Raw genomic sequence first — 23,080 nt, 5'->3', positions numbered from 1 at the left:
GAGGATCGTGCCATGGGCGTGAGCGCGTTGAAGTGGCAGGGCTGGCTGGTCGGCCTGATGGGACTGGCGGGCCTGCTGGTGTTCGCCCCGCTGGGCCTCTACGTATGGGCCAGCGGCGGAGGCGGGGCGGCGGCGCCCGCGCCGCGGCCGGACGTCCGTGTGACGTCCTGCCGCGTCGATCCGGTGAGCCGGCGGGTGGCCGCGACGGTGCAGGCCACGGTGGCGGCGGGGGCGGCCGGGGAAGCGGCGGCCGGGGAGCGCGGCGGGGTGGCGTACGTGGTCACCGTCGAGTTCCGCGACCAGCGGTCCCTGGGTCCGGACACCCGCACGTCCCAGGCCCTGATCCGCATCCCGGGCCTCTCCGCGGCCGCCCCGTCCTACGCGGAGGCCATCGGTCCGGTCTGGCCGGCGGGGGCCACGCCGTGGTGCGGGGTGGCGGGGGTGGAGGCTGAGGCGGCCCGGGCCGACCCGGCGTCGTGACACCGCACGGCGGACCGGCACTGCCCTGTACTGCCTGCAACACTGCCCCGCAATGTCATGGCACCCGGTCCGGAGCCTCCGCGGCCCCGGACCGGGGCCGTCAGTGGGCGCCGGCCAGGTCGACGGAGTCGAGGGCGGCGGCGTGCGCGTCCATGCGCTCGGCGGCGAGGATCGCCGCGGTGGTGTCGGCGCGGGACGCGGCGACGAGCAGGGCGCGGGCGGCGAGGTCGTGGGCCCGCCGGTGCAGGGCGGTCCGGTCCTCGGTGGAGTGCCCCGCCGCGCGGGCCGGGCGGGCTCCGCGCAGCCGCGCCACCTGGGCGGCGATCTGCTCGGCGGCCTCGTCCAGACCGAGCTCGTCGGTCAGGGCGAGCAGCGCCGAGAGGTGCCCGGCGAGCTGGATGTCCAGCGCCTCCGCGCGGCTGCGGTGCGGGTAGTCGTTGTCGCCGGGACGGACGCCCTCGCGGTGGACGACCGGCTTGGAGCGGATCGGCTCGTACATGAGGAGGCCTCCTGCGTGGTTAGGAGACCCATCCTACATTGGAACCCGTCTAAAGTTGAGTTGAATCCTGATTGAGTGTGGCTGGAGCGGCTCCCCGCCCCGCCCACCCGCCCCGCTACGGCTGCGCGTACCCCTCCAGGAAGTTCCCGATCCGCGTCACCGCGTCCGCGAGGTCCTTCGCGTTGGGCAGGGTCACGATCCGGAAGTGGTCCGGATCGGGCCAGTTGAAGCCCGTACCGTGCACCACCATGATCTTCTCGGCCCGCAGCAGGTCGAGGACCATCTGGCGGTCGTCCTTGATCTTGTAGACGGACGGGTCGAGCCGCGGGAAGGCGTACAGCGCGCCCTTCGGCTTCACGCACGTCACGCCGGGGATCCGGGTGAGCAGGTCGTAAGCGACGTTGCGCTGCTCCAGGATCCGTCCGCCCGGCAGGACCAGGTCCTGGATCGACTGCCGGCCGCCGAGGGCGGTGGCGACGGCGTGCTGCGAGGGCATGTTCGCGCACAGACGCATGTTCGCGAGGATCGTCAGGCCCTCGATGTACGACGAGGCGTGCTTCTTCGGGCCGCAGACCGCCATCCAGCCGGCCCGGAAGCCGGCGACGCGGTAGTTCTTCGACAGGCCGTTGAAGGTGAGCGTCAGCAGGTCGGGCGCGATGGCGGCGGTGTTGGTGTGCGTGGTGCCGTCGTAGAGGATCCGGTCGTAGATCTCGTCCGAGCAGATGATCAGGTTGTGGCGGCGGGCGATGTCCGTCAGCCCGCGCAGCATCTCGTCGTCGTAGACGGCGCCCGTCGGGTTGTTCGGGTTGATGATCACCAGCGCCCGGGTGCGGTCCGTGATCTTGCGCTCGACGTCGGCGAGGTCCGGCATCCAGTCCGACTGCTCGTCGCAGCGGTAGTGCACCGCCGTGCCGCCGGCCAGGCTCACCGAGGCGGTCCACAGCGGGTAGTCCGGGGCGGGGACCAGCACCTCGTCGCCGTCGTCCAGCAGCGCCTGCATCGACATCTGGATCAGCTCGGAGACGCCGTTGCCGAGGTAGATGTCCTCGACGTCCAGCTCGATGCCCTTGGTCTGGTAGTGCTGCATGACCGCGCGGCGCGCCGAGAGCAGGCCCTTCGCGTCCCCGTAACCGTGGGCGTGGCCCAGGTTGCGCAGCATGTCCTCAAGGATCTCCGGCGGGCACTCGAAGCCGAAGGCCGCGGGGTTGCCGGTGTTGAGCTTGAGGATGCGATGACCTGCCGCTTCGAGCCGCATCGCCTCTTCGAGGACGGGTCCGCGGATCTCGTAGCAGACATTGGCGAGTTTCGTTGACTGGATCACCTGCATGACGGGAGCTTACGGGTCCCCGCCCGCCGCCCGCTTCGCCAATTCAGCCGAACGTGGGGGTGCGAAATGCCCCGTTACGCGTGAAGGGTGGGTGGGGACCGGATCCACCCTTGGAAACGGCGGCCCGCCGGGGGCGAGGCCTGCGGAATCAGGGAAGGCGGGGGCGGGAGGTCGGAGTGTTGCGCTCGTCACCTCGGGGGTGGGGCGGGGCGGGGCGTCGGGGGTGGCGGGGCGCCGGGCGGGTCAGTGGCGGACCGCGTACGTGGCCTGCGCGAAGCCCGCGCCCAGGGGCTTGGCGGACCGGAGCGTGAGGTGGACGTCCCGGCCGCCGAGTTCGCCGAACAGCGGGATGCCGGAGCCGAGCAGGACGGGCGCGGTGGTGATCGTGAGCTCGTCCAGCAGGCCCTCCCGGAGGAAGGTCTGCACGACCCGGCCGCCGTCCGCGTAGACGTTCCGGGCGCCTTCGGCGTCCAGCCAGGCCAGCAGCGCGTCGAGGGAGCGCAGGACGGTGACGCGTGCGTCGTCGGTGGTGAGGGTGGTGCTCAGGACGGCCACGCGCTTGGCCTCGTAGGGCCAGAAGCCGAAGGTGAGCACCTTCTCGTAGGTGTTGCGGCCCATGACCAGCGTGTCGATCCCGGCCATGAACGCCTCGTAGCCGGTGTCGCCGACCTCCTCGGCGTCGTACGAGGTGAGCCACTCGATGTCCCCGTCGGGGCGCGCGATGAACCCGTCCAGGCTGACCCCGATGGTGACGGCGGTGCGGAAGAGGCGGGCGGGTCGGGTGGGAGTGGTGGTCATGCCGGGTCCTCATCTCGTGGGGTGGGGCGGGGCAGGGGGAGGTGGGGGCGCAAGGCGGTCTCCAGCGCGGCCAGGCGCCGCCCGGGAAGCGTGCCGACCCGGTCGACGGCCCACAGCAGCCCGGCCCCGGCGACGGCTTCCTGGACGAAGCCGGCCAACGCCGCGCAGTCGGTGCCGGGGCGCAGGCCGCCGGCGGCGACGGCTTCGTCCAGCAGGGCCCGTACGGCGGCCTCCTGCCGCCGGTGCACGGTCAGGGCGAGCTGGTGGAGCTCGGGGTCGGCGAGATCGGCGCAGAGGAAGGCCAGGTGGTGCGCGAAGGCCCTCGCGTCCGTCATCGCCGCCACGGCGTCGACGGTCACGGCGCGAAGCGCGGCCAGCGGATCGGGGTGCCCGGCCCGCGCCTCGGCGTGCAGGGCCTCCACCTCGCGCACGCTCTGCTCGGCGAGGGCCACCAGCAGCCCCCGCTTGGACCCGAACCGCTGCGACAGCGTCCCGGGCACGAGCCCGACCTCCCCCGCGACGGCCCCCAGGGTGAACCCCCCGGGCCCGACCCGCCCCATGACGGCCACGGCGGCTCGCAGGATGGCGGCGTCATCAAGGGTGCGGGGACGGCCGGGCATGGGGGCTCCTGGGGGAGTTAATGAATGGCTGGTCATTTATTAAAGCGGAGAGGGGGCGGGCGGGGCAAGGGGGGCGGGTGGGTATGGGGAGGGGGTCGGGGGTGGGCGGTGCACCCCTGGTGCGCTCAGGGAGGGGCTGGGGCTGCCCGCCAGTCCATCGTCCTTCCGTGGCGGGCCGGTCCCTCAAGGGCGCTCCCTTCGGTCGCGTCGCTTCGCGATGGCCTTCGGCCACCCTTGACCGACCGACCCGCCACGGAATGCCAAAGACTGTCGGGAAGCCGCGAGGAACGGCCGGGAGGAACCCGTGACCCACGGCCCCGTCAGAGACGAGACGACGAGCCGGGCGCCGCCCGACCACACCAGGCAACGCTGAGACGAACCGACCGGCCCACACCACACAGCAGACCGCATGGCACCCCTCGTCCTTCAGTGTCTGCGAGCCGTCTCGGGCTGGACATAAGCCGCCCACGCTCCGGTGGGCGGCTGACCTCACCTGGCGACGACGAGGCAGTGATTGGGGGATGTGCGAGGAGTCAGTGGGAGTGGGAAGTCGGGGTGGCGGCCTCCAGCTCTTCGATCGTGCCGGACATGATGGTGCGTACGTGTGCGGTGATGTGTTCGATGGGCCAGTCCCACCAGCCGAGGCGCAGGAGGCGGGCGATGTCGGGGGCGTCGTAGCGGGTGCGGATGAGTCGTGCCGGATTGCCGCCGACGATGCCGTAGTCGGGGACGTCGTCGACGACGACGGCTCCGGACCCGATGATCGCGCCGTGTCCGATGCGGACCCCGGGCATCACCGTCGTGTCGTACCCGAACCAGACGTCATGGCCGACGACGGTGTCGCCGCGTCCGGGCAGTCCGGTGATGAGGTCGAAGTGCTCAGCCCACGATCCGCCCATGATGGGGAAGGGGAAGGTGGACGGGCCGTCCATTCGGTGATTGGCGCCGTTCATGATGAACCGCACCCCGGTGCCGAGTGCGCAGAACTTTCCGATGACCAGCTTCTCCGGCCCGTAGTGGTACAGGACGTTGCGGGTCTCGAAGGCGGTCGGATCGTCCGGATCGTCGTAGTACGAATACTCGCCGACCTCGATCAGCCCGGACGTCACGAGCGGTTTGAGCAACACCACGCGCGGCTGGTCGGGAAAGGGGTGCAACACCGTTGGATCCGCAGGCAGCTGAGTCATGGTGAGCCACGCTAGTCGCCCTCGTCGTCGGCCTCGTCGTCGCCAGGTGAGGTCAGCCGTCCACCGGAGCGTGGGCGGCTTATGTCCAGCCCGAGACGGCTCGCAGACACTGAAGGACCAGGAGTGCGTCGCGACCTGCTGTGTGCTGTGTGGTGTGGGCCGGTCGGATCGTCTCAGCCTTGCGTCGGGTGGTGGGCGGCGCCCGGCCCGTCGTCTCTTCTCTGACGGGGCTGGTGCCTGGAGGTTCCTCCCGGCCGTTCCTCGGGGCTTCCCGACAGTCTTTGGCATTCCGTGGCGGGTCGGTCGGTCAAGGGTGGCCGAAGGCCATCGCGAAGCGACGCGACCGAAGGGAGCGCCCTTGAGGGACTGGCCCGCCACGGAAGGACGATGGACTGGCGGGCAGCCCCAGCCCCTCCCTGAGGGCGTCGGGGGTGCACCGCCCACCCCCGACCCCCCCACCCCCCTCAGCCCCGCCGTGGTGTCCAGGCTTGGTGGCGGAGGCGTTCCAGGCCGTCCAGGAGGAGGTCCAGGGCGAACTCGAATTCCGACTGGTCGTCGCAGCCGCCGCCGACCGTGGAGCCCCCGTCGTGCGCGGCCGTCGTGGCCAGCTCCGCTATGTGCGGGTAGCGCTCGGCGAGTGCCGGGTCCGGTGGGGTGGCCTCGCCCCCCGATGCGTCGAACAGTTCCTGGCTGAAGCCGAGCAGGCGGCTGCCCATCGCGTGCATGGCGTGGTGCGTGAGGTCGGCGGAGAGGCCGCCGGCCCGGAGGATCCCGGCCATCGAGTCCAGGTACTCCAGCACGGCCGGGGTGGGGCCGGTCCGCGACTCGATGACCCGGGCCGCCCAGGGGTGGCGCAGGAGGGCCCGGCGGGCCGAGAGGATCCGTTCGCGGACCAACTGGCGCCAGTCGGGGCCCGTGCCCGGGGGGTCGATCTCGGCGACGACGGCGTCGGCCATGGCGTCGAGGAGCTGCTCCTTGTTGGCCACGTGCTTGTAGAGGGCCATCGGTACGACGTCCAGCTCCTGCGCGAGCCTGCGCATGCTGAGCGCGTCGATGCCGGTGCCGTCGGCGAGCGCGACGGCGGCGCGCAGCACCCGTTCCCGGTTGAGCGGGGTGCGCTGCGTGGCTTCCTGCCGGGTCGTTCGGGTCGTTCGCGTCGTTCGGGTCACTCCGGCCTCCCTTCCCACCTTGACGAGTGTACGGCGTACACCTAGGGTCGCCGTCAGAGCCGGAGGTGTACGCCGTACACCTCGGTGGAAGCGAGGGGGAGCGAGACATGGGCCCCGACCGGAGAACCGCGGTGGCCGCCGGGCTGCTGTTCCTGCTGACCGAGGCCGCCGCCATCGCGGGGGCCGTGCTGTACCGCCCCCTGCTCGGCGCGGCGGACGGCCGGCTGGCCCAGGGCGCCGACACGTCGGCCCTGCTCGGGGCGCTGTGCGAGGTGGTGCTGGTGGTGGCGGTGGTCGGTACGGGGGCGGCGCTGTTCCCCGTCCTGCGGCGCCACGGGGAGGGGCTCGCGCTCGGCTACGTCTGCGGGCGGCTGCTGGAGGCGGCCCTCATCGCCGTCGGGATCGTCGCCGTACTGGCGCTCGTCACCCTCCGGCGGGAACCCGGGGCCCCCGGTGCGGCCGCCGCCGACGCCGTGCTGGTCGCCGTGCACGACTGGACGTTCCTGCTGGGCCCCAACGTCGCCCTCGGGATGAACACCGTCCTGCTGGCGTTCCTCGCCCACCGCGCGCGGCTCGTGCCGCGCTCCCTCGCCCTGCTCGGGCTGGTCGGCGGGCCGCTGATCTGCGCCTCGGCCGTCGCCGTGGCGGCCGGGCTGTACGCCCAGCTCTCCGTCCCCGGCTCGGTCGCCGCGCTGCCGGTGTTCGCCTGGGAGCTGGGGTTCGCCGGGTGGCTGCTCGTGCGGGGGTTCGGGCCCCGCACGGGCGCCGAAGCGGCCGCCGCGACGGGTGACCGCCCGTGAGGCCGCCCCGAGGGTGACGGCCCCGAAAGGGTGGTGATGCGGGGACGCGCCGCGGCGGCGGCCCGTGACGGATCGATTCGCCGGACGCGGCCCTCCTAGGGTCGGCCCCATGAAGCTCCGCAACGCCTTCGGCGCCGCCCTCGGCGCCCTCGCGCTCACCCTGTCGATGTCCGGCTCGGCGCTGGCCGCCACCGGCGAGTTCCACTACACGTTCCGCGGTGAGGGGGACCGCGAGCTGACCGTCACCCTGCCCGACCCGCGCAGCGACCGCTGCATCGACCTCTACGGCGTCGACTCCGACGAGTCCGCCCCCGGCTACGCCCCGCACAACGACACCGACGCCTGGGTGACCGTGTACGACGGCACCGGCTGCGAGGGCCGCACCTGGCGGCTGAAGCCCCACGGCCGCAAGGCCGGCGACCGGCTGCTCGTCCGCTCGGTCCGCTTCGACGCCCCCACCGACGACGAGCGGACCAGGCGCACCACCGGCTGACCGGGGCAGCTGACCGCCCCGGTCAGGCCTCGATGATCACCAGCGGGATCTCCCGTGGCCAGGCCGCGGCCTGGTAGTCGTCGAAGAGCGGCCACAGCGCCGTCATCGCCTCCCAGTACGTCTCCCGCTCCACCGGGGTCGCCGTGCGCGCCCGGGCCGTGAAGACGTCCGCGCCCACCTGGAGGCGGACCTCCGGGTGGGCCGTGAGGTTCCCGTACCAGGCGGGGTGTTCGGGGCCGCCCGAGGCGGCGGCCACGACGAGGTGGCGGCCGGCGTCCCGGCCGTAGACCAGCGGGGTCCGCGCCGTGCGGCCGGTGGCCCGGTCGAGCGTGGTGAGCAGCAGGGTGGGGACCCCGTGCCACAGGTGCCCGTCGGCGCCGCCGCTGGAGACGTAGGTGCGGACGTGGTCGAGCCGTGGACCGGGGCGCGGATCCGTGGGGTGGTCCCAGTCGACGGTGACGGCGACGCTGTTCATCTGACCTCCGTGGCGCTGCCCCCGGACGGCTAACGAGCCCCCACCGATTCTGTTCCGCACGCGGCCCACGGACCCGGCCCGGGCCGCGCTCCCGGCCCGGGTCCCGGCCGTCCCTACGGCAGGTACCGCTCGATGACCTGAGGGCCCTCCTCCTCCATCAGGCGGCGTGCCTTCTCGACCCGCTCCGGAGTCGGGTCGTGCCCGGTCGCCATCACCAGGTCCTCGGGGTCGTACGGCCGCTCGCCACCCGTGAAGAGCTGGTCCGAGCGGGTGGGCCGCTGGTCCTGCTGGTCCGTTTCACTGTCCATCGGTACCTCCCTCGGTGCCCCCCAGGCCCCCATCGTCCGGCCCCGGCCCCAAGAACGCACCTCGGACGGCGTCAGCCCGCGGTGAGGGTGGCGGCGGCGCCGAGGGCGACCAGGAGTCCGCAGATCCAGAGGTTGACCGTCCGGTGCTCCCAGAACACCGCGACGAACTCGCGCAGGGTGGCGCTCGGCAGGAAGTAGCGCGCGGTCGGCGCGCCCACGACCTGGCCGTTGACCCCGGCCTTGCGGGCCATCATCGCGGCCCGGAAGGCGTGGAAGTTGTTGGTGACCACCACGCACCGGTAGCCCGGGACGGCCGCCTCCATCAGCTCGCGCGAGAAGAGCATGTTCTCCTCGGTGGTGGTGGAGCGGTCCTCCGCCACGATGTGCTCCGCCGGGACGCCCTCGGCGATCAGCCAGTCGGCCATCGCCCGGGCCTCGGCGACCTTCTCGTCGCTGCCCTTGCCGCCCGAGGGGAGCAGCACCGGCGGGCGGCCGCCGCGGGCCAGCTGGGCGGCGTAGATCTCCCTGCCCTTGCGCAGGCGGGAGGCCAGCAGGGGCGGGACCCGGTCGCCGCCGACCAGGCCGGAGCCGAGCATGACCACGTGGTCGACGTCGCCGCGGACCTTGATCCGGCCGTAGAGGAAGGCGTAACCGAGGAAGCACAGGAAGAGGAACGAGACGTACGCGACGACCAGGGTGAGGGTGGCCGCGATGCCGTTCAGGGTGCGCGAGCCGAACCAGGGGACGGTGAGCAGCAGCGCGGTCATCCCGAAGATGCCGAGGCCCGCGAGCAGCGACAGCAGGTTGTTGGGGCTGCGGCCTTCTCTGCGGACCATGGTCACGCCGTTGGCGACGAGGAAGCCGCCGATAGCGAGGACCCCGGCGGTGGGCAGGGCGAGGGCGAGCACCAGCACGGACAGCGCCGCCCACGACGGCAGCACCGTCAGCTGGAGGAGCAGCGCGAAGGAGAGGGTGAGGCAGGTCAGGCCGAGCAGCACCGCGTTGCTGAAGCGGCGGCGGTCCTTCCAGGCGCTCGCGCACAGGGCGAGGAAGAGCAGGGCGGGGAGGAGGAACGCGGCGGCCATGCGGTTCATCGTATGGGTCGGATCATCGAGGCCGCCGCGCCCGGGCCCGGGCGGGGGTCCGGCGTACGGAGCGTCCCGCCAGGACGTCGGTGCGGCGGCCGTCGCGGATGACGAAGCGCCCGTCGATCAGGACGTACGGGATCCCGGTGGGCAGCGCGCGCGGGCGCTCGTACGTGGACCCGGCGGCCACGGTGTCCGGGTCGAACAGCACGAGGTCGGCGCGGTGGCCCTCGCGGACCAGGCCCCGGTCGGGCAGGCGCAGCCGCGCCGCCGGGCGGCCGGAGAGGTGGGCCACGCACTCCTCCAGGGAGAGCACGCCCAGCTCGCGGACGTAGTGCCCGAGGTAGTGCGGGAAGGTGCCGTACGCGCGGGGGTGCGGTTTCGCGCCGTGCAGGATGCCGTCGGAGCCGCCGGTGTGGACGCGGTGGCGCATGATCGCGCGGACGTTGCCCTCGTGGCCGACGTGCTGGAGGACGGCCGGGCCGAGCCGGTCGCCGAGCAGCAGGTGCCGGGCGGTGTCCCAGCCGTCGAGGCGGGTGCCGACGTGGCCGGCGTACGCGGCGGAGGTGGTGCCGGAGACCTCGATCGACGGCCAGTGCACCGGTACGCCGTGGCAGCCGTCGGCGCCCTCCACCTCCAGGGCGTGGCGGATCCGCTCGGCGGTGGTGTCGTCGCGCAGCCGGGCGAGGAGCGCTTCGGGGCCGCCTTCGTGCGCCCAGCCGGGCAGCAGGGCGGCGAGGGTGGTGCAGCCCGGGGTGTAGGGGTAGCTGTCGAGGGTGACGTCGGCGCCGTCGGCGAGGGCCGCGTCGAGGAGGCCGAGGAGTTCCCCGGCGCGGCCCTCGTTCTCGGGGAAGTTCATGGTGGCGTGCGCGAGGTGCAGGGCGCAGCCCGCCTCGCGGGCCAGGGCGAGCATCTCGGCGTAGGCGCCGAGCGCACCCCGGCCGTACGAGCGGTGGTGGGGGCAGTAGTAGCCGTCGTACGCGGCCACGACCCGGCACAGGGCGGTGAGTTCGGACCCGGTGGCGTACATGCCGGGGGTGTAGGTGAGGCCGGAGGACAGGCCGACGGCGCCCTGTTCCAGCCCCTCGGCGACGAGCCGGCGCATCCGGTCGAGCTCGGCGCGGGTGGCGGGCCGGTCGTCCCAGCCGAGGGCGTACGCGCGGACGGTGCCCTGGGGGACGAGGTAGGCGGCGTTGACGGCGATGCCCTGCCCGTCGAAGCCGTGGTCGAGGCGGTCGAGGTAGCCGCCGACGGTGCGCCAGTCGAAGTCGACGTCGTCGCCGGGTCCGTTCCAGCCGGCGATGGCGGTGCGCACGGCGGCGAGGGTCCGCTCGTCGGCGGGCGCGTAGGAGAGGCCGTCCTGGCCCAGGACTTCGAGGGTCACGCCCTGGGCGGCCTTGGCGCTGTGGTCGGGGTCGCGCAGCAGCGCGAGGTCGCTGTGGGCGTGCATGTCGATGAACCCGGGGGCCAGGACCAGCCCCCGGGCGTCGAGCGTGTGGCGTGCGCCGCCCGGGATCCGGCCAACGGCGGTGATGCGGCCCTCGTGGACGGCGACGTCGGCGGTGCGGGCCGGGCGGCCCGTGCCGTCGGCGACGCGGGCCCCCCGGATGACGAGGTCCACGGCTAGAAGAAGGTGCGGACGTAGTCGGTGACGGTGCCGTCGGCCTGGACCAGCGGGATCAGCGGCCACTTCTCGAAGATGGTGCAGGGGTGGGACATGCCGAGCGCCACCCAGTCGCCGACCTGCACGTCGTCGGCGGAGCCGGTCTCCAGCCAGGCGTGCTGGTCGGAGAGCTTGACGACGCGGACGCCGGTGGCGGGCCGCGTCTCGCCGGTGAGGGCGTCGCGGACCAGTTCGGCCTCGGGCAGGCCGAGGTCGTAGGCGATGTCGCGCTTGCCGGCGTTGACGAAGGCCTGGGTGGGGCTGGGCCGGGAGACCACCTGGGTCCACAGCCGGAAGGCGGGGCGCAGGCCGCCCTCCCCGGGGACCCGGTTGAAGGGGGTCAGCCGGGTGTACCAGCCGTGGTCGTGGGAGACGTACGCGCCCGAGCGCAGCAGCTTCAGGACCGGCCGGGACAGCTTCGGGAGGGCGGCGAAGACGTCGGCGACGGCGTCGAACCAGGCCGAGCCGCCCGCGCTGACGACGATCTCCTCCAGGCCGGCCCCGAAGCGCCCGGCCGCGTCGAACTCGACGGCGAGGGAGGTGAGGCGGCGCAGGTAGGCGTGGACGGTGTCCGGGTCGGCGCCGGGCACCTCGGCCTCGTACCCGGCGATGCCCACCAGGCGCAGGGTGGCGGCCTCGGCGACGGCGTCGGCGACGGCGCGGCAGTCGTCGTCGCCGCGGGCCCCGGTGCGGGCGCCTTCGCCGGCGCCGAGTTCCACGACCACGTCCACGACGGCGCCCCGGCCCCGGAGGGCGGCGTCCATGAGGCGGACGCCGCGCACGGAGTCGACGTAGCAGATGAAGCGGAAGTCGGGGTCGGCGGCGAGTTCGGCGGCCACCCAGTGCAGGGCGGCGGGGTCGACGAGCTCGTTGGCGAGGAAGATCCGCCGGATGCCGAAGGCGCGGTAGACGCGGGCCTGGTGGGGGACGGCGGCGGTGATGCCCCAGGCGCCGTGCTCCAGCTGGCGCTCGAAGAGCTGCGGGGCCATGCAGGTCTTGCCGTGGGGGGCGAAGGCCAGGTCGTGGCGGCGGGCGTAGGTGCCGAGCGCGGTGAGGTTGTGCTCCAGGGCGTCCGCGTCGAGGGTCAGGACGGGGGTGGTGAACCCGCCGGTGTACAGGTCGCGGGCCTGGGCGGCGAGCGCGCCGACGGTGAGGCCGGCGGCCTCGGCGTCCGGGGGGAGGCCCTTGAACCGGTGGTCGACCGGCTCGTCGGCGAGCCGTCGGACTGCGTCGCTGGCCATGCGGGTGCCTCCTCGTGTGTTGCGTGATGCGCAACACTCGTTGCGGGTGGTGCTCCTGGTGTCTAACATCCCCGATGACGACGGGTCAACGGTGCCCGGTTCCACCGACGTACGGAGGGCACGCGTGAGCCAGTCGGTGGAACGGGCGCTGCGCATCCTGCCCGCGCTGGCGAAGGGCCCGGCGGGCCTCGGCGAGGTGGCCGGCGCACTCGGCGTGCACAAGAGCACGGCCCTGCGGCTGCTGCGCACCCTCCAGGCGCACGGCCTCGCCTACCGGCAGCCGGACGGCCGCTACCGGCTCGGGGCGGGGCTGTTCGCGCTCGCGGCGGAGGCGGTCGAGAACCTCGACGTCCGCGACGTGGCCCATCCGCACCTGGTCGAGCTGAACCGGCGGACCGGCCACACCGTCCACCTCGCCCTGCACCAGGACGACGAGGTGGTGTACGTGGACAAGGTCGACAGCCGCTACCCGGTGCGCATGTACTCCCGTATCGGCAGGCCCGTGCCGCTGACCGTCGCCGCCGTCGCCAAGCTGCTGCTGGCCGACCTGCCGGAGGCCGACCGGCGCGCCCTGGCCGGGCGGATCGACTACCCGCGCTACACCTCCCGCTCGACCCCGGACGCCGAGGCGTTCCTGCGCGAGCTGGCCCTCGTACGGGAACAGGGCTGGGCCGCCGACCTGGGCGGCCACGAGGAGGCGCTGAACTGCGTGGGCGCTCCGGTGCGCGGGCCCGGCGGGCGGGTGGTCGCCGCGATGTCCGTCTCGGCGCCCGGGGTGGTGATCGGCGCCGGAGAACTGCTCGAACTGCTGCCCCTGGTGCGGCGCACTGCCGACATCATCAGCCGGGAGTACTCCGGTACGGCGGCGGATCCGCTTGCGGACGCGCCGCCGGAAGCAGCACTCGAATCCGAAGCAGCAGAACCACAGGACGAGGACGAGGAAATTCCGTGACCGAGAAGACCGCCATCACCCCCGCCGGCCACACCGCCCCGCCCGCGAAGTTCTCGCACGGCGTGCGCAAGGGCAACATCCTCCAGGTCGCCGGCCAGGTCGGCTTCCTCCCGCGCGTCGAGGGACAGCCGCCGACGCCGGCCGGGCCGACGCTGCGCGAGCAGACCCTCCAGACGCTGGAGAACGTCCGCGCCGTGCTGGAGGCGGGCGGCGCGGGCTGGGACGACGCGGTGATGATCCGCGTCTACCTGACCGACACCGGCCACTTCGCCGAGATGAACGAGATCTACAACGCCTACTTCGAGGAGCAGGGCCTCACCTCCGCCCCGGCCGCGCGCACCACCGTCTACGTCGGCCTCCCGGCCGGCCTGCTGGTCGAGATCGACGCGCTCGCCGTCCTGGGCTGAGCCGGGTGCGGGGCAGGGGCGCCCCCCTGGCGGTGAGGCGCCCCTTTCGCTCATCGCCCGCGGGCTAGGAGCAGTACTGCGCTTCCTTGCCGATGGAGCGGTACATGCAGTCCGCGTTCTCCAGGAGCTGGAGCACGGCCTCCTTGTTGCGCGACGTCTCGCGGTCGATCACCTCGTCGGGCGGGTAGAAGCCGCCCCCGCCGCCGGAGTCGGACGGGTACATCTCGAAGGTGTACGCGAAGACCTTCTGGGTGCCCCACAGCCAGTCGTCGATCGTGCCGTCGGTGATGTAGAGGTCGCTGGACTGCTCGGGCGTGTAGCCGTTGCTGGCCGCCATGCCGGTGCCGATCTTCTTGTAGGCGGCGAGGTCGTCGGCGGTCATGCCGGGCGCGGTGTCGTTGTAGGTCCAGCCGAAGGGCCACAGGACCAGCTGGCTGTAGGTGTGGAAGTCGATGGCGGCCTTGATCTGCTGCTTGCCGCCGACGACGCGGCTGCGCACGAAGTCGGAGACCACCTTGACCTCGGGCGCGGAGGCGGCGGCGGGCCCGCGGTAGGTCTCGGAGCTCTTGCTGGAGCTGGAGCCGCCGCAGCAGCCCCACTTGTAGTCCCAGTTCCGGTTGAGGTCCGTACCGGCGTAGGACGAGCCGCTGTTGGGCTGCCGGTTCTTGCGCCAGGAGCGGTAGGAGCCGGTGGCGATGTCGTACTCGCCGCCGTCGGGGTTGAGGTCCGGCACGATCCAGATCTCGCGCGCGTCGACCATGTTGGTGACGCGGGGTTCGGTGCCGTACTTGGAGCCGAACTCCTTGAGCAGGTAGAGGGCCATCTCCACCGTGAGGTGCTCCCGGGCGTGCTGGTGCGCGGTGAAGAGCACCTCGGGCTCGGCCTCGTCGGTGGCGACGTTGTCGCTGACCTTGATGGCGTAGAGGTTGCGGCCCTCGTACGACTTACCGATGACCTGCTTGCTCATGATCCCGGGGTACTGGGCGATGAGCTGGTCGATCTCGGTGTTCGCCTCGGCGTAGTTGTGGTACTTCGAGTCCGCCGACGGGAAGTCCATCGGCTTCGCCGCGATCCCGCGCTCGGTGCGGTCCGGCGGTCCGGGCAGCGGGGTGAGGACGTAACCCCGTGCCCGGAGCGTCCTGGCCTGCGCGGGGTCGGCGCTGACCACGACCGAGCGGGCGTCGACCTCGTCGATCGAGACGCCGGCGCCGAGCAGCGCGGTGCGTTCGGCGGCCGTGGAGGGGCCCTGGATCTCGTACTGGACGACCGCCTCGTCCTGGGTGGCGGTCGACGGGGTCGGGGACGGTGCCGCCGTCGCGCTCATTCCGTAGGCGGGCGCGCCGAGCGCGAGGGCCAGCAGGGCCGCCGTGACGGCGGCCCTCCGGCGGTGATGGAGCCGCATGCGTTCTCCTGGGGTGGAGTGTGGGGGTAGCCGTGCGGACGCGCACAGCGTGCTCTCGTGGCATGTCCCGGTCAATATGTCGCTGGTGCGCGCAGGACCGAATCAGCCACCCCCACACCTACCGCCTACGGGAGGCCGTGGACCTTGGGACCCACCGCGTTGGACCAGGCACTACCCGCCTTGGCGTCCCAGTTGGTCGACCAGGTCATCGCGCCGCGCAGCCCCGGGTAGGTCTTCGACGGCTTGAAGGAGCCGCAGCCCGTGCCCCGGGCCAGGCAGTCCAGGGCGTTGTTGACGACGGTCGGGGAGACGTAGCCGCTGCCCGCCCCGCTGGGGGAGGCCGGGACACCGATGCCCACCTGTGAGGGGTCGAGGCCGCCCTCCAGCTGGATGCAGGCCAGCGCCGTCAGGAAGTCCACCGAGCCCTGGGAGTAGACCTTGCCGTCACAGCCGTTCATCGCGCCGCTGTTGTAGTACTGCATGTTGACCACGGTCAGGATGTCCTTGACCGCGAGCGCCGTCTTGAAGTAGCCGCCCTGGGTGGACTGCATGTCGATCGTCTGCGGGGCCATGGTCAGTACGAACGAGGGGCCCGCCTTGGCCGCGAGCGCGCGCAGCGCCTGCGTCATGTACGTCGGGTTGAGGCCGTTCTCCAGGTCGATGTCGATGCCGCTGAAGCCGTACTCCCGCATCAGCGCGTACGCCGAGTCCGCCAGGTTGTTCGCGGAGACGGAGTCGTTCACCGAGATGGTGCCCTTCTCGCCGCCGATGGAGAGGATGACGGACTTCCCGGCCGCCTTCTTCGCCGCGACGTCGGCCTTGAACTGGGCGACGGTGTACCCGCCGAGGCCCGCCGAGTCCAGGTTGAAGGCGATGGCGCCGGGCGTGCTCGTGGCGTCGGCGAAGGAGACGGCGATGATGTCGTACTGGGCGGAGACGTCGGAGATCTTCTGGACGGTCGCGCCGTTGTTGAAGTTCTGCCAGTAGCCGGTCAGGGCGTGCCGGGGCACCGACGGGTTCGGGTTCGGGTCCGGGTTGCCGCCGCCGGTGGTGGTGCCGGTGACCGGCGCCGACCGGGGCCCCTCGCCCGCCGCGTTGTACGCGCTCACCTGGAAGGAGTACGAGGTGGCCGCGGCGAGCCCGGTGATCTGGACGGGGGCGCCGGAGACGGTCCGGACGCGGACCCCGTCCTGGTAGACGTGATAGCCGCTCGCCCCGCTGACCGCGTTCCACGAAAGGGTGAGCCCGTTCGCGCTCTGGCCGGAAACGGCGGCCCCGGCGGGCGCGCCCGGCACGCTCGGGCCGGGATCGGTGCCGCCGCCCCCGTCCGGGCCGAAGACGCTGAACTCGTCCACCGTGTAGGCGGGCTGGCCGTACCAGCCGTGGGTCCAGACGGTGACCCGGGTGGTGCTCGGGCCGGTGGTGAAGGTGGTCGACAGCTTCTGCCAGCCGCCGCCGGAGCCGGGGGTCCAGGTGGAGACGTCCTGGGCGCCGGTGCCGGTCGCGCCGAGGTACACGTACGAGCCCTGCACCTGGGCGCTCAGCGTGTACGTGGAATTCGGCTTGACCGTGACGGTCTGGGCGCACTGCGCGTTGTCCGAGCCCGCCGGGGTGGCGCGCAGGGCGCCGGCCCCGGAGAAGACGGGGGAGGAGACGGCGGCGCCGCTGCCCCCGGTGCAGGACCAGTCGGCGAGCCCGGACTCGAAGCCGCCGTTGCGGGCGACGTTGACGTCCGCGGCCTGGGCGGTGCCCGCCGCGAGGGCGGTCAGCCCGCCCGCGGCGAGGGTGGCGGCGCCCAGCAGGGCGAGGGAGCGTATGCGGTTCACGTGGGCTCCGTGGGGGGAGGAAGGGAACAGCGGGAACGGGCCGGAGGGGGAGTGGGGGTCCCCGTGATGAAGTGCCGGTGCGGCCAAGTTGGTCCAGACCAATCTCCCTGTCAAGGGTCTTTGCGAAGTGGCTTGAAACGAGCGGGCTCCCGATCCCTGTTGTCCGGGTTTCCGGCCACCTGTAACCGGGGCTTCCCGCACGGGAATCGGCAAGGCCCTGCCCTGTCAGGGGCGACGCGGATATGGTGCTGGGGCAAGGGGGAAGGGCGCTGATCGTTTGCGGTCGCGCATGTTGTGCGCGTACGTGACGGCCACGCGAACCGGCGCCGCGCACCGGGTGAACGGGGGGATTCGCGTGCCGACCGCCATCGCTGTCACCAGTGCCGATCTGGTGCTGCCCGCCCCCGACCGGCACACCCCCGGCGCCGCCGTCCTGCGCCCGCCCGCCGAAGCCGGCCTGGAAGCGGCGCTCGCCGAGACCACCGCCCTGCTGGAACGGCACGGCCACCTCGTGGCCGTCGTCCCGCCCTGGCTGCCCGCCGCGACCGTCCGCCGGCTGCACACCGTACGGGCCATCCTGGAAACCGACCGGATAGCGCTCCTCGACGTCGACCTCCCGCCGCTGGGCACCGCCGTGCTGGTCCGTCAGCTGCGCCAGCTCACCGTCTGCGACTTCAGTCCCGGAGTGATCGCCTCCGCCGCCCGGCTGCTGTCCCACTACATCTACGCGGGCGCCCTGCTCGGCACCGTCGCCAAGCTGGACCGGATACCCGTCGGCCTGAAGGCCCACGCCCGGTCCTGGTCACCGAGCGCGCAGTTCGCCGTCCTCGCCCACCCGCAGCCGCACCTGGCCCGGCTCGGCGCCTCCGGCCAGGCGGCGGCGGGAGCCGGGGCCGTGCCGCCCGGACCCGGCTTCGCCACGCACCTCACCTTCGCCCGCGGCGCCCTGTCCTCCGACTGGGTGAGCGCCGAACTGGCCCCCGCCTGGCAGGTGCAGGGCGTCATGGAGCACCCGCTGCCCGCCGACTCGGCCGGCTGGTGGGCGACCCCGAAGCTCGTCGAGTTCGCCGCCGCCATCCCCGACGTCTCCGTGCTCTACCAGCTCGTCGCCTCCGTCCGCCGCGAGGAGTGCCGCTGGTGCGGGCTCGAACTCATCGGCGACCGCTGCGGCTTCTGCGCGGCCCCGCTGGCCGCGCCCCCGCCCGAGGAGGACGCCGCCCGCACCGGCACCCGTACCCGCTCCAGATCCTGACCGGCCCGAACGAACGAAGAACGGCGAGGTAGTACGGCTCATGAACTCACGCCAGCGCCGCGGCGTCATCCTGCTCCTGCTGTCGGTCCTGTGCGCCCTCGCGGCCTTCGCCGGAGTCCTCGTGGTGATCGGCGACGTCAACTCCAAGGTCGGGGCCGAGGTCGTCGCGTACCGGGTCAAGGGCGACATCGCCCCGTACAGCCCGCTCAGAGCCGGGCAGTTCGAGCAGGTCAAGGTCCCCAAGCGGTGGCTCTCCGACACCGCCGTCACCGACCTCGGCGCGCTCCAGGGCAAGATCGCGCTCACCACCCTCAAGCGCGGCTCGCTGCTCCAGAGCGACATGTACGTCGACCAGCCCCGGCTCCAGCCGGGCGAGCAGGAGATCGCCATCATGATCGACGCGGCCACGGGCGTGGCCGGCAAGATCACCTCCGGCGCCAAGGTCAACATCCTCGCCACCTTCAAGGGCGCCAAGGACACCGACCCCGACCGCTCGGTCATCATCGTCTCGAACGCCCGCGTCCTGAACGTCGGCAAGCTCACCCCCCTCGACAAGGACAGCGACAAGAAGGGCCCCGCCGAGGCGGTCCCGATCACCTTCGCCCTGAACACCAAGGACACCCAGCGCGTCGCGTACGCCGAGTCCTTCGCCGAGCACGTCCGCCTGGCCCTGGTGGCCCCCGGCACCGATTCGGCACCCGGCCCGGGCGAGCGCACGTACACCCTCGACGGGGACAAGTGAGGCCCGGATGACCACCCGAATCCTCCCCGCGGCCGCCGACCCGGACGCCGCCCGCGCCCTCGTGGCGCTGCTCAGCCAGCTCCCGGACGCCGAACCCGCCGCTCCCGTGCCCGACTCGACCACCCTGCTCGACACCCTGGGCCGGCTCGCCGCCGAGTCCCTCGACGAGCTGCCCGAGGTGGTGCTCGTCCACGAACGGATCGGCCCCGTCACGGCGCTGGAGCTGATCCGCGACGTCGCCCTGCGCTTCCCGGCGGTCGGCGTGGTGCTGATCTCCTCCGACGCCGGGCCCGCGCTCTTCGCCGCCGCCATGGACTCCGGGGCGCGCGGCCTGATCGGCCTGCCGCTGGGCTACGAGGAGCTCGCCACCCGCGTCCACGCCGCCGCCCAGTGGGCCGCGGGCGTACGCCGCCACCTGGGCCGGGGCCCCGAGGTGCCGGCCGGGCCGGGAGGGCGGGTGGTCACCGTCACCGGGGCCAAGGGCGGCGTCGGCACCACCTTCGCCGCCGTCCAGTTCGCGCTGGCGGCCGCCGCGGCGGGCCGGCGCACCGCCCTGGTGGACCTCGACCTCCAGGCCGGGGACGTCGGCTCGTACCTCGACGTGCGCTTCCGCCGCTCCATCGCCGACCTCGCCGGGATCCAGGACATCTCCCCGCGCGTCCTCCAGGACGCCGTGTACGAGGACCGTACGGGCCTGGCCCTGCTGCTGGCCCCGGCGGAGGGCGAACGGGGCGAGGAGGTCGACGAACGGGCCGCCCGGCACGTCATCGGCGCCCTGCGCGCCCGCCATGAACTCGTCGTCATCGACTGCGGCACCCAGGTGACCGGCGCCAACGCCACCGCAGTGGAGCTCGCGGACGTGGCCGTCATGGTCACCACCCCGGACGTGGTCTCCGTACGGGCCGCCAAGCGGATGGTCCGGATGTGGGAACGGCTCCAGGTGCGCAAGGCCGAGGACACCGTGATGGTGGTGAACCGCTGGAGCCGGCACACCGAGATCCAGCCCTCCCTCATCGAGAAGATCACCAGGACCCGGCCCACCCGCACCCCGGTCCCGGCCGCCTTCAAGGAACTCCAGGCGGTGGTGGACGCGGGCCGGGTGCAGGACCTCGACAACCGCTCGACGGTGAAGCAGGCCCTGTGGGCCCTGGCCGGCGAACTCGGCCTGCTCGCCGCCCCGGGCGAGGCACCGGGAGCGGCGCCGAAGCCCGGCGCCGGCCGGGGCGGCTCCGCGGGCTCCGCCCTGGCGGTGCGGGCGACCGGCCCGGTGGCCCGGCTGCGGCGCGGCCGGGAGGGCTGAGCGGTGGCGGCGGCCGGGCGCAGGAGGACGGAGCGGGGCCAGGGCCGGGACCGGGGTCAGGTGGCCGTCGAGTTCGTCGGCATGGTCCCGCTCATCCTGCTGCTCGTGGCGGCGGTGTGGGAGTGCGTCCTGATCGGTTACGCCTTCTCGCTGGCGGGCAACGCGGCGGACGAGGCGGCGCGGGCGGGGGCGGTGCACGGGGATGGTGGGTTCTGCGAGGCGGCGGCGGCCGAGCACATCGGGAGCGCCTGGGGCCTCGTGACCGACTGCGGCCGCTCCGGCGACCTCTACAAGGCGACGGTCAGGCTCAAGATCCCGGTCCTCTACCCCGGGCTGAACTTCGGCGAGATCACCGGCACCGGCGGTGCGGCGATGGAGAAGGGGGCGGAGTGACATGGGACGGCGACTACGGCGCATCCGCTCCGACCGGGGCCAGGTGGCCCTGGAGTACATCGGCTTCATCCCGATCCTGCTGTTCGTCGCGCTGTGCGGGATCCAGCTCGGCTGGATCGCGTACGTCCACGAACAGGCGGACACGGCGGCGCGGACGGCGGCACGGGTGGAGGCGCGCAAGGGCTCGGGCGGGATCGCCGCCGGTCAGGCGGCCGTCCGCAGCGGGCTGGCCGCCGAGGTGAGCGTCAGCAAGAACACCGACGCCGTCACCGCCACCGTGACCATAAAGATCAACTCCCTCATCCCCGGCCTCGGCGTCCCGGACGCCACGGCCACCGCCGTCATGCCCGACGACGACCCGAACGGAGCCCGTCCATGAGCCTGCGTTCCCGGGTCGGCACCCCCGACGACCGCCACAGCCCCCGCGAGGACGGCCGGCTGGTCTCCTCGTACCGGGCCAAGCTGCTGGAGGAGATCGACCTCGCCGAGATGTCCGCGCTCGCGCCCGCCGAGCGCCGCGCGCGCCTGGAGCGCGTGCTCGGGCACATCATCAGCCGCGAGGGCCCCGTCCTGTCCACCGCCGAGCGCGCCCAGCTGATCCGCCGGGTCGTCGACGAGGCACTCGGCCTCGGCGTCCTCGAACCGCTCCTCGAAGACGCCTCCATCTCCGAGATCATGGTCAACGGCCCCGACCAGATCTTCGTCGAACGCTCCGGGCGGGTCGAGCAGCTCCCGATCCGCTTCGCCTCGCACGAGCAGCTGATGCAGACCATCGAGCGCATCGTCTCCACCGTCAACCGCCGCGTGGACGAGGCCAATCCGATGGTCGACGCGCGCCTGCCCAGCGGCGAGCGCGTCAACGTCATCATCCCGCCGCTGTCGCTGACCGGCGCGACCCTCACCATCCGCCGCTTCCCGCGCGCCTTCACCCTGCCGGAGATGATCGCCCTCGGCTCCCTGGACGAGCAGATGCTCCTGCTGCTGTCCGGGCTGGTGCAGGCGAAGATGAACGTGATCGTGTCCGGGGCCACCGGCACCGGCAAGACCACCCTCCTCAACGCCCTCTCCGGACTGATCCCCGAGGGCGAGCGCATCATCACCATCGAGGACTCCGCCGAACTCCAGCTCCAGCAGGCGCACGTGATCCGGCTCGAATCCCGCCCGGCGAACGTGGAGGGCAAGGGCCAGATCACCATCCGCGACCTCGTACGCAACTCCCTGCGCATGCGCCCCGACCGCATCATCGTCGGCGAGGTGCGCGGCGGCGAGACCCTGGACATGCTCCAGGCGATGTCCACCGGCCACGACGGCTCCCTCGCCACCGTGCACGCCAACAGCAGCGCCGACGCCCTGACCCGGCTCCAGACCCTCGCCTCCATGTCGGAGGTGGAGATCCCCTACGAGGCGCTCCAGGACCAGATCAACAGCGCCGTCAACGTCATCGTGCAGCTCACCCGCTTCGGTGACGGCTCGCGCCGCATCACGGAGATCTCCCTCCTGGAATCCCACGGCCGCGAGCCCTTCCGCATCACCACCGTCTGCCGTTTCGCCGCCGAGCCCATGGGGCCCGACGGGCGCGTCCGCGGCTACTTCGCGTACGCCCCGCTGCCGCGCCGGGTCGCGGAGCGCCTCTACATGACCGGCCAGCCGATCCCCCAGGCCTTCGGCGTGGCCCCGCCCGACGCCCTCCTCGACCCGCTGACCTCCCGGACCGTCCTGTGACCCACCTCGTCCTCCTCACCCTCGGCGCGACCCTGCTCGCCGGGCTGTTCACGGCCCTCGGGGTGCACGCGTACGCGGCCGGGCTCGCGCAGCGTGCCGCGCTCGTCGAACGCCTCTCGGCGAGCGGCGCACCCCCGCCGGCCGGGCGCAGACGCCGCTTCCGGGGCGTGGACCGCCGGCTGCGCCGGACCGGGCTGGGCCGCCGCATCGAGCTGAAGCTGGCGACGACGGGGCTCGACCTCACCCCGGGCGAGTTCTTCGTCTACATGCTGCTGGCCGTGGCCGGGACCTGGCTGGTCTGCGCCTCCCTGCTGGCGCCCTTCTTCGGGCCGGTGGCCGGGCTGGTCGGGCTCTGGGCCGCCAGCGCCTTCCTGAACTGGCAGCGCGCCCGCCGCACGGAGCGGTTCATCAACCAGCTCCCCGAACTCGCCCGCATCCTGGCCAACGCCACCCAGGCCGGACTCGCCCTGCGCACCGCCATCGCGATGGCGGCCGAGGAGCTGGAGGCCCCGGCGGGCGAGGAACTGGCCCGGGTCGCGGACCGGCTCGCCGTCGGCCACTCCATCGAGGAGGCCCTCGGCGAGATCGTGGACCGGCTGCCCTCCCGCGAACTGGTCGTCCTCGTCTCCACCCTGGTCCTCTCCGCCCGCGCGGGCGGCGCCATCGTCGGCAGCCTGCGCAACCTCACGGTGACCCTGGAACAGCGCAAGGAGACGCGCAGGGAGATCCGTACGCAGCTCTCGCAGGTGACGGTGACCGCGTACCTGGTCCCGGTCATCGGGCTCGGCTCGCTGCTGCTGGTCAACGCGATGATGCCGGGGGCGCTGGACCGGATGACCGGGGCGTTCCTGGGGCAGGTGGCGGTCATCGTGTCGCTGGCGCTGTTCGCGCTGGGTTTCGTACTGATCCGCCGGCTGTCGAAGATCGACGTGTGAGGGG

At 72.9% G+C, this 23,080-nt stretch carries 25 protein-coding genes; 12 read left to right on the top strand and 13 right to left on the bottom strand.

The genetic code is table 11. The features are described 5' to 3' along the window. Nucleotides 1-18 precede the first annotated feature (18 nt). A complete protein-coding gene (locus ACZ6ZT_RS23065; protein ID WP_469721697.1) occupies nt 19-480 on the top strand; it encodes a hypothetical protein in 462 nt (153 codons plus the stop codon). Nucleotides 481-580: 100 nt separating this feature from the next. Here the strand turns inward: ACZ6ZT_RS23065 and ACZ6ZT_RS23060 are convergent, their stop codons facing one another. The 6 genes from ACZ6ZT_RS23060 to ACZ6ZT_RS23035 form a co-directional block, all read right to left on the bottom strand. Beyond that, entirely contained in the window at nt 581-979 is a 399-nt protein-coding gene (locus tag ACZ6ZT_RS23060; RefSeq protein ID WP_469721695.1) for an SCO4983 family protein, read from the bottom strand. Nucleotides 980-1,094: 115 nt separating this feature from the next. Beyond that, complete coding sequence (locus ACZ6ZT_RS23055) at nt 1,095-2,306, bottom strand: pyridoxal phosphate-dependent aminotransferase (protein ID WP_469721693.1); 1,212 nt, start codon at nt 2,304-2,306, stop codon at nt 1,095-1,097. Between the two features lie 243 nt (nt 2,307-2,549). Further along, nucleotides 2,550-3,104, bottom strand: a complete 555-nt coding sequence (locus tag ACZ6ZT_RS23050) for a dihydrofolate reductase family protein (protein WP_469721692.1) — start codon at nt 3,102-3,104, stop codon at nt 2,550-2,552. After that, complete coding sequence (locus ACZ6ZT_RS23045) at nt 3,101-3,724, bottom strand: TetR/AcrR family transcriptional regulator (protein ID WP_469721690.1); 624 nt, start codon at nt 3,722-3,724, stop codon at nt 3,101-3,103. The genes ACZ6ZT_RS23050 and ACZ6ZT_RS23045 overlap by 4 nt, the downstream gene beginning before the upstream one ends. A 533-nt stretch (nt 3,725-4,257) precedes the next feature. Further along, nucleotides 4,258-4,911 carry a CatB-related O-acetyltransferase gene (locus ACZ6ZT_RS23040; RefSeq protein ID WP_469721689.1) on the bottom strand — a complete coding sequence of 218 codons (654 nt, stop codon included), beginning with the start codon at nt 4,909-4,911 and terminating at the stop codon, nt 4,258-4,260. Between the two features lie 464 nt (nt 4,912-5,375). After that, nucleotides 5,376-6,080 carry a TetR/AcrR family transcriptional regulator C-terminal domain-containing protein gene (locus ACZ6ZT_RS23035; protein ID WP_469721687.1) on the bottom strand — a complete coding sequence of 235 codons (705 nt, stop codon included), beginning with the start codon at nt 6,078-6,080 and terminating at the stop codon, nt 5,376-5,378. Between the two features lie 107 nt (nt 6,081-6,187). On the opposite strand from ACZ6ZT_RS23035, the gene ACZ6ZT_RS23030 reads away from it, so the two are divergent. Continuing rightward, nucleotides 6,188-6,880 (top strand): DUF4386 domain-containing protein, encoded by a 693-nt coding sequence (locus ACZ6ZT_RS23030; protein WP_469721686.1) that lies wholly within the window; start codon nt 6,188-6,190, stop codon nt 6,878-6,880. 109 nt (nt 6,881-6,989) lie between these two features. Further along, entirely contained in the window at nt 6,990-7,373 is a 384-nt protein-coding gene (locus ACZ6ZT_RS23025) for a hypothetical protein (protein WP_469721684.1), read from the top strand. A gap of 22 nt (nt 7,374-7,395) precedes the next feature. Here ACZ6ZT_RS23025 and ACZ6ZT_RS23020 read toward each other — a convergent pair whose 3' ends face one another. The 5 genes from ACZ6ZT_RS23020 to ACZ6ZT_RS23000 all read right to left on the bottom strand — a co-directional run bounded on the left by ACZ6ZT_RS23020 (nt 7,396) and on the right by ACZ6ZT_RS23000 (nt 12,145). Next, nucleotides 7,396-7,848 carry a nitroreductase family deazaflavin-dependent oxidoreductase gene (locus tag ACZ6ZT_RS23020; protein ID WP_469721683.1) on the bottom strand — a complete coding sequence of 151 codons (453 nt, stop codon included), beginning with the start codon at nt 7,846-7,848 and terminating at the stop codon, nt 7,396-7,398. Between the two features lie 113 nt (nt 7,849-7,961). Next, nucleotides 7,962-8,156 carry a hypothetical protein gene (locus ACZ6ZT_RS23015; RefSeq protein ID WP_469721681.1) on the bottom strand — a complete coding sequence of 65 codons (195 nt, stop codon included), beginning with the start codon at nt 8,154-8,156 and terminating at the stop codon, nt 7,962-7,964. Nucleotides 8,157-8,227: 71 nt separating this feature from the next. Beyond that, complete coding sequence (locus ACZ6ZT_RS23010) at nt 8,228-9,241, bottom strand: YdcF family protein (protein WP_469721680.1); 1,014 nt, start codon at nt 9,239-9,241, stop codon at nt 8,228-8,230. A 22-nt stretch (nt 9,242-9,263) separates the two neighbouring features. Next, nucleotides 9,264-10,862, bottom strand: a complete 1,599-nt coding sequence (locus ACZ6ZT_RS23005) for an N-acyl-D-amino-acid deacylase family protein (RefSeq protein ID WP_469721679.1) — start codon at nt 10,860-10,862, stop codon at nt 9,264-9,266. A 2-nt stretch (nt 10,863-10,864) separates the two neighbouring features. Continuing rightward, nucleotides 10,865-12,145, bottom strand: a complete 1,281-nt coding sequence (locus tag ACZ6ZT_RS23000; protein ID WP_469721677.1) for an alanine racemase — start codon at nt 12,143-12,145, stop codon at nt 10,865-10,867. A 124-nt stretch (nt 12,146-12,269) separates the two neighbouring features. On the opposite strand from ACZ6ZT_RS23000, the gene ACZ6ZT_RS22995 reads away from it, so the two are divergent. Next, nucleotides 12,270-13,097, top strand: a complete 828-nt coding sequence (locus ACZ6ZT_RS22995; RefSeq protein WP_469721676.1) for an IclR family transcriptional regulator — start codon at nt 12,270-12,272, stop codon at nt 13,095-13,097. Beyond that, complete coding sequence (locus ACZ6ZT_RS22990; RefSeq protein WP_469721674.1) at nt 13,094-13,504, top strand: RidA family protein; 411 nt, start codon at nt 13,094-13,096, stop codon at nt 13,502-13,504. Before ACZ6ZT_RS22995 ends, ACZ6ZT_RS22990 begins: the two co-directional genes overlap by 4 nt. A 64-nt stretch (nt 13,505-13,568) precedes the next feature. On the opposite strand, the gene ACZ6ZT_RS22985 is transcribed toward ACZ6ZT_RS22990, so the two are convergent. Next, the gene (locus ACZ6ZT_RS22985; RefSeq protein WP_469721673.1) at nt 13,569-14,906 is read right to left on the bottom strand and encodes a M14 family metallopeptidase; all 1,338 of its coding nucleotides are present in this window, start codon (nt 14,904-14,906) and stop codon (nt 13,569-13,571) included. Nucleotides 14,907-15,031: 125 nt separating this feature from the next. Further along, the gene (locus ACZ6ZT_RS22980) at nt 15,032-16,732 is read right to left on the bottom strand and encodes a chitinase (RefSeq protein WP_469721672.1); all 1,701 of its coding nucleotides are present in this window, start codon (nt 16,730-16,732) and stop codon (nt 15,032-15,034) included. Between the two features lie 355 nt (nt 16,733-17,087). Between ACZ6ZT_RS22980 and ACZ6ZT_RS22975 the strand changes: the two genes are divergently transcribed. From ACZ6ZT_RS22975 to ACZ6ZT_RS22945, 7 genes are read left to right on the top strand one after another with little or no spacing between them, the layout of a single operon-like run. Beyond that, nucleotides 17,088-17,984 carry a hypothetical protein gene (locus ACZ6ZT_RS22975; protein WP_469721670.1) on the top strand — a complete coding sequence of 299 codons (897 nt, stop codon included), beginning with the start codon at nt 17,088-17,090 and terminating at the stop codon, nt 17,982-17,984. 40 nt (nt 17,985-18,024) lie between these two features. Continuing rightward, nucleotides 18,025-18,726: a Flp pilus assembly protein CpaB gene (cpaB, locus tag ACZ6ZT_RS22970; RefSeq protein ID WP_469721669.1), complete on the top strand. Its 702-nt coding sequence runs from the start codon at nt 18,025-18,027 to the stop codon at nt 18,724-18,726. 7 nt (nt 18,727-18,733) lie between these two features. After that, nucleotides 18,734-20,026, top strand: a complete 1,293-nt coding sequence (locus ACZ6ZT_RS22965; RefSeq protein ID WP_469721668.1) for an AAA family ATPase — start codon at nt 18,734-18,736, stop codon at nt 20,024-20,026. A gap of 3 nt (nt 20,027-20,029) precedes the next feature. Then, the gene (locus ACZ6ZT_RS22960) at nt 20,030-20,419 is read left to right on the top strand and encodes a TadE/TadG family type IV pilus assembly protein (RefSeq protein ID WP_469721666.1); all 390 of its coding nucleotides are present in this window, start codon (nt 20,030-20,032) and stop codon (nt 20,417-20,419) included. A 1-nt stretch (nt 20,420) separates the two neighbouring features. After that, on the top strand, nt 20,421-20,798 hold the full coding sequence (locus ACZ6ZT_RS22955) for a TadE/TadG family type IV pilus assembly protein (RefSeq protein WP_469721665.1): 378 nt from the start codon (nt 20,421-20,423) through the stop codon (nt 20,796-20,798). Continuing rightward, nucleotides 20,795-22,141 (top strand): CpaF family protein, encoded by a 1,347-nt coding sequence (locus ACZ6ZT_RS22950; RefSeq protein ID WP_469721664.1) that lies wholly within the window; start codon nt 20,795-20,797, stop codon nt 22,139-22,141. The genes ACZ6ZT_RS22955 and ACZ6ZT_RS22950 overlap by 4 nt, the downstream gene beginning before the upstream one ends. Next, nucleotides 22,138-23,076, top strand: a complete 939-nt coding sequence (locus ACZ6ZT_RS22945) for a type II secretion system F family protein (protein WP_469721663.1) — start codon at nt 22,138-22,140, stop codon at nt 23,074-23,076. Before ACZ6ZT_RS22950 ends, ACZ6ZT_RS22945 begins: the two co-directional genes overlap by 4 nt. Nucleotides 23,077-23,080: the final 4 nt, after the last annotated feature.

This window comes from Streptomyces sp. NPDC102258, assembly GCF_055584685.1.
Note: the sequence above shows the minus strand (reverse complement) of the source record. Positions and strands in the feature narration are given on the sequence as shown.